The sequence below is a fragment of the Variovorax sp. LjRoot175 genome, from assembly GCF_964253805.1.
Lineage (GTDB): Bacteria > Pseudomonadota > Gammaproteobacteria > Burkholderiales > Burkholderiaceae_C > Variovorax.
In genome coordinates, this window is record NZ_CAXURY020000001.1 from 5,645,737 (window position 1) to 5,664,280 (window position 18,544).

The following is an 18,544-nucleotide window of genomic DNA, read 5'->3' on the forward strand; positions in this document are numbered from 1 at the left end:
GCGAACTACCAGCGGGCTGGAAGGTCTCGCAGAAGTACCAATTGTCGCCCGGCGGTATCGACGTAGCCGCCGCCTTCCAAGTCCTTGATCAACCGGCTGACCATCTCTCGCGAACATCCGATTTCGCTGGCGATCGCCTGGTGCGTCAACCTTTGCGCGACGCGACGCGTGCCATCGGCTTGCGCCTGGGCCCGCTCTTCGAGAAACTTTCTGAGCCGGCTATAGACATCCAGCAACGCCATGCTCCGCGCACTCTCCGTCGCCAGCCGCGCCCGCCGTATCAGCCGCACGATGAGCGCCAGCGCGAATTCCGGCTCGTCCGCGATGTGCCGCAGCATCGTCTCGCGCGCGACCACGGCGCAGACGGTGGGTTCCACGGCCTGCACGCTTGCCGAGCGCAGACCGCCATCGAGCGACATTTCGCCGACGTACTCGCCCGGCCCATGCAGCCCCAAGGTGACCTCGCGCCCGCGCGCATCGGACACAAAGGCGCGCAGCCGGCCCGAGAGCACGATGTAGATCGAGTCACCCCGACCACCCTCTTCGATCAGCACGGTGTGGATGCGGTAGCGGCGCTGCACCCCCAGCGCCGCGAGCTTGCGCAGCTCCGGCGGCAATGCGTCGGCAGGCGGGTCTTCGGCGCGGGATGCAGCGGGCTTGGGCGGCATGCGCGGACTATACGGTCCGCGCGGCGCCGCCCCAAGGTCTTTCAGTCTTGCGCCGTCAGCCGCAGCGCCGACACGATCTGCGGCATGCGCGAAACGTCGTTGACGACCTGCCGAATGCTGCCGCGACCGGTTTTCTGCCGCACGTTCTTGATGTGGGTGCGCACCGTGGACAGGCGGATGCCCTGCAGGCAGGCGATCTCTTCGGCCCTGCGCCCGGCGCACAGCTGCGCCAGCACGTTCTGCTCGGTGCGGGTCAGGCGCTTGGCGCGGGCGAACATCTGCATCGTGAGCATTTCGCAGCCGGAGCGGCGGCCGCACATGATCAGCACGGTGTCGACCAACGCGGCGCCGTGCAGCATGGCCAAGGGGATGAAAGCCAGCGACAAGGGCTCGCCCGCATGCTCGAGCTCGACGATGCTGCGGCAGTCGTGCTCCGCATCCTTGAGCGCGCGCCGGATCTTCGACTGCGAGGCGATCTCGCCGGTGCACAGCATCCCCTCGACGCTGCGCAGCATGCGCCCCGCGGCGAGTTCGCGCCGCGCCGGATGGTTGGCATGCAGGATGCGGCCGGTCAGGTCGACCAGCAGCAGACCGTGGTCGATCTCGTCGAGCACGCGTGCCAGCATGGCGGCCTGCAGAGCGTCGGGCACGGGCGCGGCGATCTGGCTCCGGGTCATCTGGATATCCGAGTCGGTTTGCGGGGTCATGGCGCTTTCCTCATCCGTTTTGGTGAGGAAAGTGTCCGAAATCGCGCTTCCGACGGGTTGGAACTATTGCCGCCGGATTTGTGAACTATTCACCTCGGGCGCGCTGCCGCTCAGCCCGTCAGCCGCTCCAGTGCCTCGCGGTACTTGGCTGCCGTCTTCTCGATCACCTCGGCCGGCAGGCGCGGCGACGGCGGCGTCTTGTCCCAGGGCTTGCCGTTGATCTTCGTGGCCTCGAGCCAGTCGCGCACGAACTGCTTGTCGTAGCTCGGCGGATTCGTGCCGGCCGCGAGTGCAGCTTCGTAGCCTTCGATCGGCCAGTAGCGCGAGCTGTCGGGCGTCAGCACCTCGTCCATCAGCACCAGCGTGCCGGCCTCGTCGAGGCCGAATTCGAACTTGGTGTCGGCAATGATCATGCCCTTGGCCAGCGCGATGGCCGCGGCCGCCTCGTAGATCGCGATGCTGGTCTCGCGGATCTGTTGCGCGAGCGCCGGGCCGACGACTTCGACCACCTTGTCGTAGCTGATGTTCTCGTCGTGCGCGCCCGCCGCTGCCTTGGCCGCGGGCGTGAAGATCGGCCGCGGCAGCTTGCTCGCGTTGCTGAGGCCCTCGGGCAGCGGCACGCCGCAGACGGCGCGGCTCTCCTGGTATTCCTTCCAGCCGCTGCCGGCGAGGTAGCCGCGCACCACGGCCTCGACCGGGATCGGTTTGAGGCGCTTGACCAGCATGGAGCGGTCCTTGACCTGGGGCGCCTCTTCCGGCGTCACCACGCTTTCGGGCGCGTCGCCGGTCAGGTGGTTGGGGCACAGGTGGCCCAGCCGGTCGAACCACCAGAGCGCCATCTGCGTGAGGATCACGCCCTTGCCGGGGATCGGCTCGCCCATGATGACGTCGAAGGCCGAGAGGCGGTCGCTCGCGACCATCAGGATGCGGTCCTCGCCGACCGCGTAGTTGTCGCGCACCTTGCCGCGCGCGAGCAGCGGAAGGCTCTGGATGGAGGAGGTGTGGACGGTGGTCATGACGGAGTGACTGTGTCGGATAGGCGAAGGACGACGGAGATTGTGCGCGCAGAAAAAAGCCACCGCGAGGGTGGCTTCTGCGCGCCAGCGGAAATATCAGACCACTTCTTGCGCGAGCTCGCCCTTGGCGTACTTGGCGGCGACGACCTGCAGGGTCTCGCCCTTGATCTTCGGGCCCTGGCCTTCGCAGCCGAACTGGACGTAGCGCTGCTTGGCGATCTGCTTTGCGGCTTCGCGCGCGGGCTTCAGGTATTCGCGCGGATCGAACTTCTCGGGGTTCTCGGTGAAGAACTTGCGGATCGCGGCCGTCATCGCGAGGCGGATGTCGGTGTCGATGTTGATCTTGCGCACGCCGTGCTTGATGGCTTCCTGGATCTCCTCGACCGGCACGCCGTAGGTTTCCTTCATGTTGCCGCCGTATTTGCGGATCTCGGCCAGAAGATCCTGCGGCACGCTGGAGGAGCCGTGCATCACGAGGTGGGTGTTGGGGATGCGGCGGTGGATTTCCTTGATGCGGTTGATCGCCAGGATGTCGCCGGTGGGCTTGCGCGTGAACTTGTAGGCACCGTGGCTGGTGCCGATGGCGATGGCCAGTGCGTCGATCTGGGTACGCTTGACGAAATCGGCGGCCTGCTCCGGGTCGGTCAGCAGCTGCTCCATGGTCATCGTGGCGTCGGTGCCATGGCCGTCTTCCTTGTCGCCCTTCATGGTTTCGAGCGAGCCGAGACAACCCAGCTCGCCTTCGACGGTGACGCCCACGCGGTGCGCCATGTCCGCCACCTTCTTGGTGACCTCGATGTTGTAGTCGTAGCTCGCGATGGTCTTGCCGTCGGCCTGCAGCGAGCCGTCCATCATGACCGAGCTGAAGCCGAGGTCGATGGCACCCTTGCAGACGTCCGGGCTCTGGCCGTGGTCCTGGTGCATCACCAGCGGCACCTTGGGCCAGCTTTCGATCGCGGCTTCGATCAGGTGCTTGATGAAGGGCTCGCCCGCATACTTGCGCGCGCCTGCGCTCGCCTGGAGGATGACCGGCGCACCGACTTCGTCAGCCGCCGACATGACGGCCTGCACCTGCTCGAGGTTGTTGACGTTGAAGGCCGGAATGCCGTAGCCGTTGGCGGCGGCATGGTCGAGCAGTTCGCGCATCGAAACGAGAGCCATGGGTGTACCTCGCGGGAATGTTGGGATGGAAGAAGAAAAAAGACTGCCTCAATTCTACCGAGCACCCCTGTCGGACAGGACCGACGCCCACGCCGGGACGGCGCCGCCCCTCAGCCAACCCTGCAGATCTTGAGCATGTTGGTGCCGCCGGGCGCACCCATGGGCTCGCCGCAGGTGATCGCGTAGACGTCGCCGGTCTGCACGATGCCGCGCTTCTTGAGGTGCGCCTCGGCCTGCAGCAGTGCCGTGTCGCGGTCGCTTTCCGGGTCCATGAGCAGCGGCCGCACGTTGCGGTAGAGCGCCATGCGGCGCTGCGTGGCCAGGCGCGAGGTCAGCGCGTACATCGGGATGTGGGCACGGTGGCGGCTCATCCACAGCGGGGTCGAGCCCGATTCGGTCAGCGCGACGATCGCCTTGGCGCCCAAATGGTGCGCGGTGAACAGCGCGCCCATCGCGATCGACTGGTCGATGCGGGCGTAGGACTGGCCGCTGAAGTCGGCGTCGAGTTGCAGGTCTTCGGCGGCTTCGGCCGCCTCGCAGATGCGGCTCATCTCCTGCACCGTCTCGAGCGGGTAGCGGCCCGAAGCGGTTTCGGCCGAGAGCATCACGGCGTCGGTGCCGTCGAGCACGGCGTTGGCCACGTCGCTCACCTCGGCGCGCGTCGGCACCGGATTGGTGATCATCGACTCCATCATCTGCGTGGCGGTGATGACGACCTTGTCCATCTCGCGCGCCATGCGGATCATCTTTTTCTGCAGCGCCGGCACGGCCGCGTTGCCGACCTCGACCGCCAGGTCGCCGCGCGCGACCATGATGCCGTCGCTGGCGCGCAGGATTTCCTCCAGCTTGGGGATCGCCTCGGCGCGCTCGATCTTGGCGATCAGGCCCGGCTTGTGGCCGAACTCGGCGGCCGCCACGTTGCACAGCTGGCGCGCCATTTCCATGTCGGTCGCGTTCTTCGGAAAGCTCACCGCCACGTAGTCGGCCTGGAAGCTCATCGCGGTCTTGATGTCCTCCATGTCCTTGGCCGTCAGCGCCGGCGCCGTGAGGCCACCGCCCTGCTTGTTGATGCCCTTGTTGTTGGAGAGCTCGCCGCCCAGGCGCACCGTGGTGTGGACCGCGTCGCCCTTGACGGCTTCGACCGTGAGCACGATGAGCCCGTCGTTCAGCAGCAGGCTGTCGCCGGGCTTCACGTCGCGCGGCAGGTCCTTGTAGTCCAGCCCCACTTCGCTGACATCGCCCAGCTCGGTGCGCGAGGCGTCGAGCACGAACTTCGCACCGGCCTCCAGCCAGACCTTGCCTTCGGCGAACTTGCCGACCCGGATTTTCGGGCCCTGCAGGTCGGCCATGATCGCCACCTCGCGCCCTGTACGGCGGGCCGCCTCGCGCACCATGGCGGCGCGGTTGATGTGGTCTTGCGCCGTGCCGTGGCTGAAGTTGAGCCGGACCACGCTGACCTTGTGATGGATCATCTGCTCGAGCAGCTCGGGCGAACTCGATGCCGGGCCGAGCGTGGCGACGATCTTGGTGGCGTGGCGGGGAAGGCGGGGCGTGCTCATTCAGGTCTCCGGTTTGTATTCCATACTGTATACACTTTCTCGGCCGGCCGATAGAGGGTATTCAGCCGGCTGCGCGCTTGGCCAGGATCTCGAAGGCCGGCAGGGTCTTGCCTTCCAGGACTTCGAGGAAGGCGCCGCCGCCGGTCGAGATGTAGCCGACCTTGTCCTCGATGCCGTACTTCGCGATGGCGGCCAGCGTGTCGCCGCCGCCCGCGATCGAGAAGGCGCTGCTCTCGGCAATGGCGCGCGCGATGGCCTCGGTGCCCTTGGCGAAGGCGTCGAACTCGAACACGCCCACCGGGCCGTTCCACACGATGGTGCCGGCTTCGCGCAGCTGCGCGGCCAGGATCTCGGCGGTCTTCGGGCCGATGTCGAGGATCAGGTCGTCGTCGGCAACCTGGTCGGCGGCCTTGACCGTGGCGGCGGCATCGGCCGCGAAGTTCTTGGCCGTGACCACGTCGACCGGGATCGGCACCGCGGCGCCGCGCGCGCGCATCGCTTCGATCACGGCCTTGGCTTCATCGAGCAAGTCGGGTTCGGCCAGCGACTTGCCGATCTGCAGGCCGGCCGCGAGCATGAAGGTGTTGGCGATGCCGCCGCCGACGATCAGCTGGTCGACCTTGTCGGCCAGGCTCTTCAGGATGGTGAGCTTGGTGCTGACCTTGGAGCCCGCAACGATCGCGACCAGCGGGCGCTTGGGCTGCGCCAGCGCCTTGGTGATGGCGTCGATCTCGGCCGCCAGCAGCGGGCCGGCGCAAGCCAGCTTGGCGTACTGGGCGATGCCGTAGGTCGTGGCCTCGGCGCGGTGCGCGGTGCCGAAGGCGTCGTTGACGTAGATGTCGGTCAGCGCGGCGAGCTTGCGTGCGAGCGTCTCGTCGTTCTTCTTCTCGCCCTTGTTGAGACGACAGTTCTCCAGCAGCACGACTTGACCGGGCGCCACCTGGACGCTGTCGACCCAGTCGGTCACCAGCGGCACCTCGCGGCCCAGCAGCTCGCCCAGGCGCTTGGCGACCGGCGCCAGCGAATCCTCGGGCTTGAATGCGCCCTCGGTCGGACGGCCGAGATGGGAGGTGACCATCACCGCGCCCCCCGCGTCGAGCGCCAGCTTGATGCAGGGCACCGAGGCGCGGATGCGCGTGTCCTCGGTGATGCGGCCGGCATCGTCCTGCGGCACGTTGAGATCGGCTCGGATGAACACGCGCTGGCCGGCGACTTTGCCTTGCGCACACAGGTCGGTGAATCGAAGAACGTTCATGGGATGGGCGTGATGAGAAGCGGAGGGGACTGCCTTGAAAAAAGGCGAGAGGCCATTGTAGGTTTGTAGGTTTCGCCGGTGACGCCCTGGTGTCGATCAACCGCCAAGGCCCGGCTTCCGCACGAACTGCTCCAGCATCTCGACGAAACCGGCGGCCGCCGGCGACAGCGAGCGCCGCGATGCGGCGTAGACGCAGACCTCGCGATGGAAATCGGGCCGGTCGAGCTTGACCATGTGCAGCCCGTGGGCCTTGACCAGCGAGGCCGAGTAGGTCGGGCAGACCGTGAGCCCCAGGCCCGAAGCGACCATGCCCAACGCGGTCGTCATGTACGAGACCTCCTGCGTCGTGGCGCGCAGCATCAGCTCGCGCGCGTCGGCGTCCAGCTCGGGCAGCACGCGCTGGCGGAAATCGCGCGTCGGCGCGATGAAGGTGTAGGGCCCGAGCTCGCTCCAGCGCACCTGGCGCCGGCGCGCGAAGGCATGGTCGGGCGGGCAGATCAGCCAGTGGCGGTCGCGAAAGAGCGTGCGGCGTTTGATCACTGCGGGATCTACCGCCACGTCCTGCCCCACCGCCAACTCCACCTCGCCCGAGAGCACGCCGGCCAGCAGGTGCTCGGGCAGCGTGTCGGCCAGGCGCACGTCGATGTCCGGGTAGCGCGCGCTGTAGGCCGCGATCACGCGCGGCATCAGCGTGCAGGCCATGAGCTGCGGCGCGGCGAGCCGCAGCACGCCCTTCTTCTGGTCGCGCAGCTCGGTCACGCCGGCCACCGCGCCCGCGAGATCGGCCAAGAGGCGCTGCACCGAGGGCTGGAATTCGCGTCCGGCCTCCGAGAGCAGCACCCGCCGCGTGTGGCGGTCGAAGAGCTGCACGCCCATTTCGCGCTCCAGTTCGCGCACCAGCACGCTGAGCGCCGACTGGGTCAGGTGCAGCCGGGCGGCCGCGGCGGTGAAGCTGCCGGTGTCGGCCACGGCGTCGAAGGCGCGCAATTGGCGCAGGGTCAGATTCATGGCCTCAGTTCATCAATCAATGAATTTATTTCGATTGAATCATAAGAAGAACGGCGGCCCAATTCGTTTCCGAGCCTTCACCGGAGACAAGCCATGACCCCCTCGCCCGTGCCAGTGCGCGGACTGCACCACTTCGCCTGGCGCTGCCGCGACAGCGAGGAGACGCGCCGCTTCTACGAGGACCTGCTGGGCCTGCCGCTGGTGCACGTGATCAAGAGCGACCATGTGCCGAGCACCGGCGAGTTCTGCCCCTACGTCCACATCTTTTTCCAGATGCGCGACGGCTCCTACATCGCCTTCTTCGACCTCGGCGACGACGTGGCCGCGCTGCCTTCGCCCAACACGCCGGCCTGGGTCAACCACATCGCGCTGCGCGTCGATTCGGTGGCCGACCTGCTGGCCGCCAAGGCACGGCTCGAGGCGGCCGGCGTCGAGGTTCTGGGCCTGACCGACCACCACATCATCGAGTCGATCTACTTCTTCGACCCCAACGGCATCCGCGTCGAGCTGACCACGCCCACCGTGCCGCAGGCCGAGATGGACGCGCATGCGAAGCGCGCCCATGCCGACCTCGATGCCTGGACGCTGCGCAAGGCCGAACTGCAGAGGAAGGCGGCGCATGCCTGAGCTCCAACTCGCCGTCATCGACGTCAAGCCCGGCGCCGTGATGGAGAGCCAGTCGGGCCTCCAGATGCTGCGCCCGCGCATCTACGGCGCGTACCGCGCGCCGGCCGGCCCGAAGAAGATCGCGGCCATCGTGATGCACCCCGCGAGCAACTTCATGGGGCACTACCTGATCGCGCCGCTGGCCGAGCGCGGCATCTGCTGCATGGGCCTCAACTCGCGCTACATGGGCAACGACACGGCGCTGCTGATGGAGCGCGCGATCCAGGACCTGGGTGCCGGCGTGCAATTCCTGCGCGCCGCGGGCTACGAGAAGGTGCTGCTCATCGGCAACTCGGGCGGCGCCGCGCTGGCGAGCTTCTACCAGGCGCAGGCCGAGAAGCTCACGGCACATCACTTCCCGGACGGCGACCCGACCCATCTGCATCCCGACGACCTGCCGCCGGCGGATGGCATTGCCCTGTGCGCGGCGCACCAGGGCCGCTCGAAGCTGATGCGCGACTGGATCGATCCCTCCGTCACCGATGAGCACGATCCGCTGTCGGTGGACCCGGAGCTCGACATGTACGACGCGCGCCACGGCTTGCCCTACAGCGCCCAATTCCTCGCGCGCCTCAGCGCCGCCCAGAAGGCCAGGCTCGACCGGCTCGAGAACTGGGCCATTGAGCGCCTGCGCCTGCTGCGCAGCACGCCGGGCGCGCCGCGCGACCAGGCCTTCATCGTCTACCGCACGCACGCCGATCCGCGCTGCGTGGACCTTTCGATCGACCGCAACGACCGCGCACCCGGCAGCGTCTGGGGCGATGCGCGGCAGGTGAACTACTCGGCCAACGCGATGGGCCGCACCACTTCGCTGACCGCCTTTCTCTCGCAATGGTCCTCGCGCTCGCAGGCCGATGGGCCCTCGAACCTGGCGCGCACCACCTGCCCCAAGCTGCTGCTGACCTACACGGCCGACCAGTCCACCTTCCCGAGCACGCGCGATGCCTGGCTCCAGGCCGGCGGCGCGCGCATCCGCAACGTCGACATCGTCGGCGGCAACCACTACCTGGCGGGCCAGCCCGAACTGGTGACGCGCGCGGCCGACGCCATCGCCGAGTGGGCCCACGCGCTGTGAGCGCCGCGATGGAAAGCTTCCACTTCGCGCCCGACTACGAGCTGCCGCGCTGGCCCTTCCAGCCGCCGCCCGAGCTGGGTAGCGATACGCTCGTGCGCCATCCGATCGTCATCGTCGGCGCCGGTCCAGCCGGCCTCACGCTGGCCTGCGACCTCGCGCAGCGCGGCGTGCGCGCCGTGCTGCTGGACGAGGACGACACGGTCGGCGTGCGCGGCGCCTCCTCGCGCGGCATCTGCTACGCGCAGAAGAGCCTGGAGATCTTCGAGCGGCTCGGCATCTACCGGCGCATCGCCGACAAGGGCGTCACCTGGTCCTTTGGCCGCACCTTCTCGGGCGAAGAGGAGGTCTACAACTTCAACCTGAAGACCGACAGCGTCTCCGCACAGCCGCCCTTCATCAACCTGCAGCAGTTCTACCTCGAGTGGTTCCTGGTCGACCGCATCCTCGAACTCGGCTTCACGGACCTGCGATGGAAGAACCGCGTGACGCGCATCGTGCCCGGCGGCGACGGCGCTCGCGTCGAGGTCGAGACGCCCGCCGGCCCCTACGCGATCGAGGCCGGCTACCTGATCGACGCGAGTGGCGCCAACAGCGCGATCCGCACCCAGCTCGGGCTCGACGCCCACAGCTCGCGCAGCACCGACCGCTGGTGCATCAGCGACGTGCGCTTCAAGAAGCCGCTGCCTGTCGAGCGCTGGACCTGGGTCGACGCGCCCTTCAACGAGGGCCGCGCGGTCTGGCAGCACCTGATGGCCGACGGCGTCTGGCGCATCGACTACCAGATGCCCGAGGACTGCGACACCGCCCACATCAGCAAGCCCGAGGTGGCCGGCGCGCGGCTGCGCGAGCAGCTCGGGCCGGGCGTGGAGTTCGAATTCGTCTGGATCGGCCCTTACGGCTACCGCGACCATCTGCTCGACCGCTTCCGCCACGGCCGCGTGTTCTTCATCGGCGATTCGGCCCACGTCGTGAGCCCCTTCGGCGCGCGCGGCGGCAACAGCGGCATCCAGGACGCTGCCAATCTCGGCTGGAAGCTGGCGCTGGTCATGCAGGGCCAGGCCGGCGACGCGCTGCTCGATACCTACGACGCGGAGCGCCGCCCCGCCGCCGCGCAGAACCTCCAGGTCACGAGCCGCACCGCCCGCTTCCTGGCGCCGCGTTCGCCGGCCGAACACACGCTGCGGCGAGCGGTGGTGGCGCTGGCCGCGCGCTACCCCTTTGCGCGAGCGCTCGTCAACACGGGCCGCATGTCGGTGGCCAACGACTACCCGGCGGCGCGGCACCTGCCCGAAGGCGGGCGCACGCTGCAGAACCTGCCGCTTCGCTGGAGCGACGGCCGGCCGACCACGCCGATGCAGTTGCTGGCCGAGGGAACGAAGTGCCTCGGGATCTGGTTCGCACCGGCGCGCGCGCAGGCCGAGGCTGCAGCCGAGGTGGCGGTATCGCTGCCGCTGCAGCTCGTCGCCGTAGGTGGCGAGAGCAGCCTGCCCACGCTGCATCCCGATGACGCGCTCGCGCGGCAACTCGGTGTCGGCTCGCCCGGCAGCTTCTGCCTCGTGCGACCCGACGCCTACCGCGCCGCGCTGCTCACCGATCCCACGCCGGCGGCGATCGCGACCGCCCTCCACACCGCACTGGCGCAAGACGCATGATCACCGACCCCCACATCCCCGACCCCGATGGCTTCTACACCGAGTGGCTCGCCGCCCACGAGGGATTGAGCGAGGCCCAGAGCGCGGACCTCAACGCCCGCCTCGTGCTGCTGCTGGCCAACCAGTGCGGCGACCAGGCCGCGCTGCTGGAATGCATCAAGGCGGCACGCGAATGAACACGACCGTCTCTTTCGCCTCGGCCTCCGACACGCGCGAGCAGAAGCCGCAAGTGCGCGAGCTCGCGCCCAACGTTTACGGCTACATCAGCGACTTCGATCCCAACTGCGGCTTCATCGTCGGCGACGAGCACGTGGTGCTGATCGACACGCGCCCGACGCCGCGCATGGCGCGCGACTTCCTGGCCGACATCCGCCGCGTGACCGGCAAGCCGATCAAGTTCATCGTGCTCACGCATTACCACGCGGTGCGGGTGATGGGTGCCAGCGCCTTCGACGAGGTGCAGGCCATCATCGCCAGCCGCGGCACGCTCGACTGGGTGCGCGAGCGCGGCCAGGCCGACTTCGACTCCGAGGTGGGGCGCTTCCCGCGCCTCTTCGCCGGCGTGGAAGAGATTCCCGGCCTCACCGTGCCGAGCATGAGCTTCGAGGGCGAGATGAGCCTGTGGCTGGGCGCGCGCGAGGTGCGGCTCATGTGCCTGGGCCGCGGCCACTCGGGCGGCGACACCGTCGCCTGGCTGCCCGACTGCGGCGTGCTGTTCTCGGGCGACGTGGTGGAAAACCGCTGCGGCGTGTACGCCGGCGACGCCTATATCCAGGACTGGGCTGGCACGCTGGACGCCGTGGCCGCGCTCGAGCCCGCGGTGCTGGTGCCGGGACGCGGCGCGGTGCTGCAGGGCGCCGCCGCCTGCGCCGAGGCGATCGCGCTCACCAAGGCCTTCTTGTCGACGCTGCTCGCGAGCGTGCGCTCGGGCATCGACGCGGGCGAGAGCCTGCGCGGCTGCTTCGAACGCGCCGAAGAAGCGATGAAGCCGCGCTTCGGCGACTGGCCCGTGTTCCAGCACGTGCTGCCCTTCGACGTGTCGCGGGCCTATGACGAGCTGCGCGGCATCGAGCACCCGGTCGTGTGGACGGCAGAGCGCGACCGCGAGCTATGGCAAGCCTTGCGCGGCTGATTTCTTTTCTAACCCGGAGACAAAAGCGATGAAACGATTCCTGCAACTGCTGGCCGCCGCCGGCCTCGCGCTGGCCGCAACCAGCCATGCGCCGGCCCAGAGCGCCTACCCCAGCCAGCCGCTGCGCTGGATCGTGCCGTACCCCGCCGGCGGCGGCACCGACAACCTCGCGCGGGCATTGGCCGACGCGATGCAGCCTTCGCTCGGCCAGCCCATCGTCATCGACAACCGCCCGGGCGCCTCCACCAACATCGGCGTGTCGGTGCTGATGCAGGCCAAGCCCGACGGCTACACGATCATGCAGGCCGAGAACGCGGCGCTGCTGTTCAACGAGCACATGTTCGCCAAGCTGCCCTACAAGCCGGCGAGCGACTTCAGCTACATCGGCACGATCGGCCGCTTCCCGGTCGCGCTGGTGGTGCATCCGGACTTTCCGGCCAAGACGGTCGCCGAGTTCGTGAGCTACGTGAAGGCCAATCCCGACAAGGTGAGCTATGCCTCGCCCGGCAACGGCACGCCGCACCACATGGCGATGGAGCTCTTCAAGCAGAAGGCCGGCCTCGGCATCGTCCACGTGCCCTACAAGGGCGCCGCGCCGGCCATGACCGACATCATGGGCGGCCAGGTGCCGACCATGATGCTGGACCTCGCCTCAGGCCTGCCGATCATCCGGTCGGGCAAGGTGCGGGTGCTCGCGATCGCGCTGCCGCAGCGCGCGAGCGCATTGCCGGATGTGCCGACCTTCTCGGAAGTCGGCTTCAAGGACGTCAATGCCTATGCCTTCCACGGCCTGATCGGCCCGGCCGGCATGCCGCAGGAAGCGGTGAACCGGATCAACGGCGAGCTGCACAAGGCGATGAAGGCGCCGAAGGTGGTCAAGCTGTTCGCGGACTTCGGCTTCGAGGCGTTGCCGGGCACGCCACAGGACTTCTACAAGCTGTCGCGCGCCGAGAGCGAGCGCTGGGGAAAAATCATCAAGGCGGCCGGCGTCCAGTTGGACTAGCTACCAGCCCAGCCCCAAATGCAGGGGCAGATAGACCGCCATGCCGGCCAGCATCGTGCCCAGCACGCCGCGGCGCCAGAAGTAGTAGGCGGCGCCGGCCGCTGCGGCATAGAGCCGCGCGTCCTTCCAGCTCGAAATCAGGTGCCCCTGCGACATCACGATCTCGGGCACGATCACGGCGGCGAGCGCGGCCGCCGGCGCATAGTGCAGCGCGCGGTGCGCCCAGTCCGGCAGGCCCCAGGGCCGGTCGAGGATGAAGAAGAAGCAGCGCGTCAGCACCGTAACGCCGGCCAGGCCGACGATCACCGCCAGGGTCCAGAAGTCGGTGGCGCCGCCGTTGCCGATGCTCACTTGTCGTCCTCCGCGTCGGGGTCCAGCCCGAACTGCTTCTCGAGCCAGAAACACAGCAGCACCGCGACACCGATGCCGGCCACGATGTTGAGCTTGAGCGGCAGCGCGTAGGCCGCCACCGCCGTGGCGCCGGCGATCAGCGCGGCCAGGATGCGCAGGCGCGTCGTCGCCATCGAGCAGACGATGGCCACCAGGCTCAGCACGCCGGCAAAGCCCAGCCCCCAGCTCTGCGGAATCAGGTTGGCCAGCACGATGCCGAGCAGACTCATGCCCATCCACGAGGACCAGGTCACGAAGTAATTGCCGGTCAGATAGGCCTCCTGCGCCCGCTTCTCGGGTTCGCTCGCGGGCGGCTCGGGATAGCGGCCGGTGAACATCGCGTAGCTCATGTCGGCCGTGAGGTAGCCGTGCGTCAGGCGGCGCCAGCGCGGCATGTGCATGAGGTAGGGCCGCAGATGCAGGCTGAAGACCACGAAGCGCAGGTTGACGCAGAAGCCCGTGGCCAGGACCACCCAGGCCGGCGCGCCCGCGATCAACAGCGGAATGGCGGCCAGCTGCGAACTGCCGGCATAGACCAGCAAGGTCATCGCGACCGACTCGAAGACGCTCATGCCCGACTTCACCATGGCCACGCCCGTCATCAGGCCCCAGGCGCCGATGCCGACGGCGACCGAGGACATTTCGGTCGCGCCTTGGCGGAACTCCGGCTGGCGGCGGATGGAAGGAGAAAAAAACATCAGCCGAAGACCTGCCCCGGCTTGATGTCGAAGCCGCGCAGGAAATCGGCCGCGGCCAGGCGCTTGCCGCCGGGCCGCTGCAGCTCGGTGATCACGACGACGCCATCCCTGGCAGCGACGGCGATGCCCGGCGCGCCGGCTGCCAGCACCTTGCCCGCTGGGTCCGCAGGCGTCCCGGGCTGAACCCGCGCCGCCCAGAGCTTGATGGTTTCGCCGTCGAGCGCGCTGCTCGCGCCGGGAAAGGGATCGAAGGCGCGGATGCGGCGCACGATGGTGGCGGCATCCTGCGTCCAGTCCACCTGCGCCTCGTGCTTCTCGACCTTGTGCGCATAGGTCACGCCTTCGCCCGGCTGCGGCTTCGCCTGCAGCGCTCCAGCCTCGGCCTGCTTCAGCGCATCGACGATCAGCCGGCCGCCGAGCGCGGCGAGCCGGTCGTGCAGTTGCGCGGTGCTGTCCTCGCCGATGGCGAGCGATTCGGCGAGCAGCATGTCGCCGGTGTCGAGCCCGGCATCCATCTGCATGATGGTGACGCCGGTCTCGACATCGCCGGCCTCGATCGCCCGATGGATCGGCGCCGCGCCGCGCCAGCGCGGCAAGAGGCTCGCATGGATGTTGAGGCAGCCGAGCCGCGGCGCATCGAGCACCCACTGCGGCAGGATCAGGCCATACGCGGCGACCACCATCACGTCGGGCTTGGCCTCGAGGATGGCGGCGCGTGCCGCGGCGGCATCCTCGGGGTACTTGCCGTCCAGGCGCAGGCTGCGCGGCTGCGCCACCGGCCAGCCGTTCGCTGTGGCGAACTGCTTGACCGGCGAGGCCTGCAGCTTCATGCCCCGGCCGGCGGGGCGGTCGGGCTGGGTCAGCACCAGCACGATCTCGAAGCCCGCGGCGGCGATCGCCTCCAGCGCGGCGCGGGCGAACTCGGGCGTGCCCGCAAACGCAACCCTCATGCGACCCTCACATCCGCTCGAAGAGATCGCGCATCAGGTCGTCGCCCGTGTGGTAGCGCTGCACCACACCGGCAGGGTCGACATAGATGTAGAGCAGGCGGGGCGCGTTCATCATCTTGTAGCGCCAGCTCCAGATCACGCCGTCGAAGGCGCTCACGCGCGTGATCTCGAACGGGCGGCCGTAGATGCGCAGCACGTCGGCCTCGCGCCAGACACCGACGCCGGGCTGGATGGTGCGGTCGAACAGGCGATCGTCGAGTTCCTGACGGATCGAGACCACGCGGCCGCCGGCGTCGAGATCGACGTTGTTCACCTCGAAGCCGGCCGGCGCACGGGAATACTGGAGCCGCTCGCCGCCCCCCGACAGCGGGTACGCGGCGGTGGGCGCACCGAGCTGTTGCAGCGCGTCGGCCTTCAAGGTGCCCGGCGCGATCCGCGTCGGCTCGCCCGCACAGCCCGCCAACCCCAGCACCGCAACAAGCAGCGCGGCGGGCCAGGCGCGGGCGACGACGCTCACCGCCGTCCTTCCCGTTGTTCGAGCTTCTGGTCTTCGCGCTGCTGCTTGAGCAGCTTGCTCTTGATGCGATTGCGCTTGAGGGGAGAGAGGTACTCGACGAAAACCTTGCCGAGCAGGTGGTCGAGCTCATGCTGGATGCAGACTGCCAGCAGGCCCTCGGCCTCGATGGTCTGGGGCTCGCCGTTGGCGTCGAGGGCGGTCACGCGCACCGCGGTTGCACGCTCGACGCCGTCGTAGATGCCGGGCACCGAGAGGCACCCCTCCTCGTTGAGTACTTTTTCCTCACTCGCCCATTCGATCTCGGGATTGATCAGCACCAGCGGCTCGTTGCGCTCCTCGGAAATGTCGATCACCACCAGCCGTTCGTGCACGTCGACCTGCGTGGCGGCCAGGCCGATGCCGTTCGCCTCGTACATGGTTTCGATCATGTCGGCGACCAGCGTCTTGATGCGCGCGTCGACGCCCTGCACCGGCTTGGCGACCGTGTGCAGGCGCTTGTCGGGATAGCTCAGGATGGTTCTTTTGGCCATGAATGCGAGGAAAAATTGTCGTTATTTTCGCCATTTCCGCGACGGTACGACGCGCTGCGACCTGATAAACGTTGCCCCTTCAAGGGCTTCAGCGCAAAATTCGTTGCAAATTGTGAGGATTCGTACGCCCCCCTGGGCGTAGTGCGTGCACACCATCAAACCATGAAACAACTCCGAATCAACGACTGCCTGCGTCCGAACATCTTCGCCACGCTGGCGATGATCGCCATGGTGGGCAGCGGCACGACGGCCCTCGCGCAGAACTACCCCGTTACGCCGCAGCAGCGCGCCACGGCCCAGCAGACGGCGCAGACCGGCGTGCCGCTCAGCGAGCTGGCGCCGAACGCGCCCGACGAATACACGATCAAGCCCCGCGACACGCTGTGGGCCGTTTCCCGCCTTTACCTGCGCAGCCCCTGGCGCTGGCCCGAGCTCTGGGGCATGAACATGGGCGAGATCCGCAATCCGCACCTTATCTATCCAGGCCAGGTGCTCTATCTCGACAAGACCGGCGGCCGCGCCCGCCTGAGCACCCGCCGCGGCGGCTCGAGCGTGGCCGACGGAGGCACCATCAAGCTGACGCCCCGCACACGTTTCGAATCGCTGTCGGGCATGGCGCTGCCGACGCTCAACCCCAGCCTGATCGAACCCTTCCTGAGCGAGCCGATCGTGGTCGACCAGGAGACCCTGCTCACGGCGCCGCGCATCGTGGCGGGCAACGACAGCCGCGTGCTGCTCGCGCGCGGCGACCGCGCCTATGCGCGGGGCGAGGTCAACTCGCCGCTGGTGGAAACCGCCGGCCCGATCAAGACCTTCCGCATCTTCCGCAACGCGACGCCGCTGAAGGACCCCGGCACCGGCGAGATCCTCGGCTACGAGGCGCAGTACCTCGGCAAGGCCCAGCTGCAGCGCGGCGAGTCGAGCGTCACCGAGATGGTGGAAGGCAAGGAGCTCAAGAGCGTGGTGCCCGCGACCGTCGACATCGTGGCGGCGCGCGAGGAAATGCGCGCCGGCGACCGCCTGCTGCCCGAACCGCCCCGCCAGCTGCTGAGCTACGTGCCGCGCGCGCCCCAGCAGCCCATCGAGGAAGGCCGCATCGTCTCGGTCTACGGCAACGCGGTGCAGTTCGCGGCCCAGAACCAGGTGGTCGCGATCAACAAGGGCACCCTCGACGGCATCGAGAACGGCCACGTGCTGGCCATCCTCAAGAACGGCGAAACCATCATCGACAAGACCGGATCGGGCAAGGAGACGCTGAAGCTGCCCAACGAGCGCATCGGCCTGCTGATGGTGTTCCGTCCGTTCGAGCGGGTCTCGTACGCGCTGGTGCTCGAAATCAACGACGCCCCGCGCATCGGCGATCTGCTGATCAACCCCTGACACCTCTCTCGCCGTCGCGTGAATGTGAAGAACTCGCGGGCTGGCTGCGGCTCACGCTGGCGCCGGGCATCGGCAACACGGCAGCGCGCAAGCTGCTCGCGGCCTTCGGGCTGCCTGCGGGCGTTTTCGTGCAGTCGCCGGCGGCGCTGCAGCAGCTCGTGACGGACGCGCAGGCGCAGGCCCTGCTTCGCGCACCGGACGAACTCCGGCACTGCTCGACCAGACCCTCGAATGGCTGCAAGGCACCGAAGAAGGCGCCACGCGGCGCATCCTGACCTTGGGCGATCCCGGCTATCCCGCCTCGCTGCTCGAGATGGTGGACCCGCCGCTGATGCTCTACCTGCTGGGCGCGCCAGCGCTGGATCTCACGCAGCTCGGGAACAGCGTCGCCATGGTCAGCAGCCGTAATCCGACGCAGCAGGGCGCGTCGAATGCGCGCGCCTTCGCCCGGGCCTTCGGCGAAGCCGGAATTCCGGTGGTGTCGGGGGCTTGCGCTCGGCGTCGACGGCGCGGCCCACGAGGGCGCGCTCGATGCACCCGATGACCCGGGCCGCCCGGTGACGGTGGCCGTGGTCGGCACGGGACTGGACCGCGTCTACCCGGCCAGGCACCGCGAGCTGGCGCACCGCATCGCAGCCTGCGGCCTGATCGTGAGCGAGTTCCCGCTCGGCACGCCGCCGCTCAACCAGAACTTCCCCAAGCGCAACCGCATCATTGCCGACCTCTCGCGCGGCACGCTGGTGGTGGAGGCCGCGCTGCAGTCGGGCTCGCTAATCACACCGCCAGGCTCGCGACCGAGCAGGGCAAGGAGGTGTTCGCCATTCCCGGCTCGATCCACTCGCCGCTGTCGCGCGGCTGCCATGCCTTGATCCGCCAGGGTGCGAAGCTGGTCGAGACGGTGGGCGACGTGCTCGAAGAGTTGCGCCTGGACGGCGCCACGGCTTCTGCTGCTGCGAATCCGACGGCGCAGGACGCCGATGCCGACGCGGAACACGGGCTCTTGCACGACATGGGCTACGACCCGGTGAGCCTCGATGCGCTGTGCGCACGCACCGGCTTCAGCGCCGCCGAGCTGCAGGCGCAACTGCTCGAGCTCGAACTCGCCGTCAGCGTCGCCCGCCTGCCCGGCGGCCTGTTCCAGCGCGTTGCGCAGGGCTGGCGGCGTCGCGTTCGAACA

The 18,544-nt window shown here is 68.4% G+C and carries 19 protein-coding genes and 1 pseudogene; 8 read left to right on the top strand and 12 right to left on the bottom strand.

All coding sequences use genetic code 11. From position 1 onward, the window contains the following. Nucleotides 1-5: 5 nt before the first annotated feature. From ACSQ89_RS27985 to ACSQ89_RS28015, 7 genes are all read right to left on the bottom strand, one after another. Nucleotides 6-668, bottom strand: coding sequence for a Crp/Fnr family transcriptional regulator (locus ACSQ89_RS27985; RefSeq protein WP_436292085.1), 663 nt, complete (start codon nucleotides 666-668; stop codon nucleotides 6-8). Between the two features lie 41 nt (nucleotides 669-709). Then, nucleotides 710-1,375: a helix-turn-helix transcriptional regulator gene (locus ACSQ89_RS27990; protein WP_436292084.1), complete on the bottom strand. Its 666-nt coding sequence runs from the start codon at nucleotides 1,373-1,375 to the stop codon at nucleotides 710-712. Nucleotides 1,376-1,485: 110 nt separating this feature from the next. Next, on the bottom strand, nucleotides 1,486-2,391 hold the full coding sequence (locus tag ACSQ89_RS27995; protein WP_436292083.1) for a phosphoribosylaminoimidazolesuccinocarboxamide synthase: 906 nt from the start codon (nucleotides 2,389-2,391) through the stop codon (nucleotides 1,486-1,488). 96 nt (nucleotides 2,392-2,487) lie between these two features. Continuing rightward, nucleotides 2,488-3,552 carry a class II fructose-bisphosphate aldolase gene (gene fba / locus ACSQ89_RS28000; protein ID WP_436292082.1) on the bottom strand — a complete coding sequence of 355 codons (1,065 nt, stop codon included), beginning with the start codon at nucleotides 3,550-3,552 and terminating at the stop codon, nucleotides 2,488-2,490. A 110-nt stretch (nucleotides 3,553-3,662) separates the two neighbouring features. Beyond that, complete coding sequence (pyk, locus tag ACSQ89_RS28005; RefSeq protein WP_093108666.1) at nucleotides 3,663-5,111, bottom strand: pyruvate kinase; 1,449 nt, start codon at nucleotides 5,109-5,111, stop codon at nucleotides 3,663-3,665. A gap of 61 nt (nucleotides 5,112-5,172) precedes the next feature. Beyond that, nucleotides 5,173-6,366: a phosphoglycerate kinase gene (locus tag ACSQ89_RS28010; RefSeq protein WP_436292081.1), complete on the bottom strand. Its 1,194-nt coding sequence runs from the start codon at nucleotides 6,364-6,366 to the stop codon at nucleotides 5,173-5,175. A gap of 96 nt (nucleotides 6,367-6,462) precedes the next feature. Further along, complete coding sequence (locus ACSQ89_RS28015; protein ID WP_436292080.1) at nucleotides 6,463-7,374, bottom strand: LysR family transcriptional regulator; 912 nt, start codon at nucleotides 7,372-7,374, stop codon at nucleotides 6,463-6,465. A gap of 93 nt (nucleotides 7,375-7,467) precedes the next feature. On the opposite strand from ACSQ89_RS28015, the gene ACSQ89_RS28020 reads away from it, so the two are divergent. The 6 genes from ACSQ89_RS28020 to ACSQ89_RS28045 are packed head-to-tail and all read left to right on the top strand — an operon-like array spanning nucleotide 7,468 to nucleotide 12,902. Beyond that, nucleotides 7,468-8,001: a VOC family protein gene (locus ACSQ89_RS28020; RefSeq protein ID WP_436292079.1), complete on the top strand. Its 534-nt coding sequence runs from the start codon at nucleotides 7,468-7,470 to the stop codon at nucleotides 7,999-8,001. After that, on the top strand, nucleotides 7,994-9,115 hold the full coding sequence (locus ACSQ89_RS28025) for an alpha/beta hydrolase family protein (protein WP_436292078.1): 1,122 nt from the start codon (nucleotides 7,994-7,996) through the stop codon (nucleotides 9,113-9,115). The genes ACSQ89_RS28020 and ACSQ89_RS28025 overlap by 8 nt, the downstream gene beginning before the upstream one ends. 8 nt (nucleotides 9,116-9,123) lie before the next feature. Next, complete coding sequence (locus ACSQ89_RS28030; protein WP_436292077.1) at nucleotides 9,124-10,767, top strand: FAD-dependent oxidoreductase; 1,644 nt, start codon at nucleotides 9,124-9,126, stop codon at nucleotides 10,765-10,767. Beyond that, nucleotides 10,764-10,943, top strand: a complete 180-nt coding sequence (locus ACSQ89_RS28035) for a DUF2783 domain-containing protein (protein WP_093108660.1) — start codon at nucleotides 10,764-10,766, stop codon at nucleotides 10,941-10,943. Before ACSQ89_RS28030 ends, ACSQ89_RS28035 begins: the two co-directional genes overlap by 4 nt. Continuing rightward, a complete protein-coding gene (locus ACSQ89_RS28040) occupies nucleotides 10,940-11,899 on the top strand; it encodes an MBL fold metallo-hydrolase (RefSeq protein WP_436292076.1) in 960 nt (319 codons plus the stop codon). Before ACSQ89_RS28035 ends, ACSQ89_RS28040 begins: the two co-directional genes overlap by 4 nt. A gap of 28 nt (nucleotides 11,900-11,927) precedes the next feature. Further along, a complete protein-coding gene (locus tag ACSQ89_RS28045; protein WP_436292075.1) occupies nucleotides 11,928-12,902 on the top strand; it encodes a Bug family tripartite tricarboxylate transporter substrate binding protein in 975 nt (324 codons plus the stop codon). On the opposite strand, the gene ACSQ89_RS28050 is transcribed toward ACSQ89_RS28045, so the two are convergent. From ACSQ89_RS28050 to def, 5 genes are read right to left on the bottom strand one after another with little or no spacing between them, the layout of a single operon-like run. Beyond that, entirely contained in the window at nucleotides 12,903-13,253 is a 351-nt protein-coding gene (locus tag ACSQ89_RS28050; RefSeq protein ID WP_436292074.1) for an AzlD domain-containing protein, read from the bottom strand. Continuing rightward, nucleotides 13,250-13,990 carry an AzlC family ABC transporter permease gene (locus tag ACSQ89_RS28055; protein ID WP_093108657.1) on the bottom strand — a complete coding sequence of 247 codons (741 nt, stop codon included), beginning with the start codon at nucleotides 13,988-13,990 and terminating at the stop codon, nucleotides 13,250-13,252. The genes ACSQ89_RS28050 and ACSQ89_RS28055 overlap by 4 nt, the downstream gene beginning before the upstream one ends. Next, nucleotides 13,990-14,940, bottom strand: coding sequence for a methionyl-tRNA formyltransferase (gene fmt / locus ACSQ89_RS28060; protein WP_436292073.1), 951 nt, complete (start codon nucleotides 14,938-14,940; stop codon nucleotides 13,990-13,992). Before fmt ends, ACSQ89_RS28055 begins: the two co-directional genes overlap by 1 nt. A 7-nt stretch (nucleotides 14,941-14,947) precedes the next feature. After that, nucleotides 14,948-15,457, bottom strand: coding sequence for a hypothetical protein (locus tag ACSQ89_RS28065; protein ID WP_436292072.1), 510 nt, complete (start codon nucleotides 15,455-15,457; stop codon nucleotides 14,948-14,950). Continuing rightward, the gene (def, locus tag ACSQ89_RS28070) at nucleotides 15,454-15,987 is read right to left on the bottom strand and encodes a peptide deformylase (protein ID WP_436292071.1); all 534 of its coding nucleotides are present in this window, start codon (nucleotides 15,985-15,987) and stop codon (nucleotides 15,454-15,456) included. Before def ends, ACSQ89_RS28065 begins: the two co-directional genes overlap by 4 nt. 162 nt (nucleotides 15,988-16,149) lie before the next feature. On the opposite strand from def, the gene ACSQ89_RS28075 reads away from it, so the two are divergent. Both ACSQ89_RS28075 and dprA read left to right on the top strand, forming a co-directional pair. Next, complete coding sequence (locus ACSQ89_RS28075) at nucleotides 16,150-17,367, top strand: LysM peptidoglycan-binding domain-containing protein (protein ID WP_093108653.1); 1,218 nt, start codon at nucleotides 16,150-16,152, stop codon at nucleotides 17,365-17,367. After that, nucleotides 17,364-18,517 (top strand): annotated as a pseudogene (gene dprA, locus ACSQ89_RS28080) (DNA-processing protein DprA); the annotation flags it as partial. The gene ACSQ89_RS28075 and the pseudogene dprA, both read left to right, overlap by 4 nt. Between the last annotated feature and the right edge of the window lie 27 nt (nucleotides 18,518-18,544).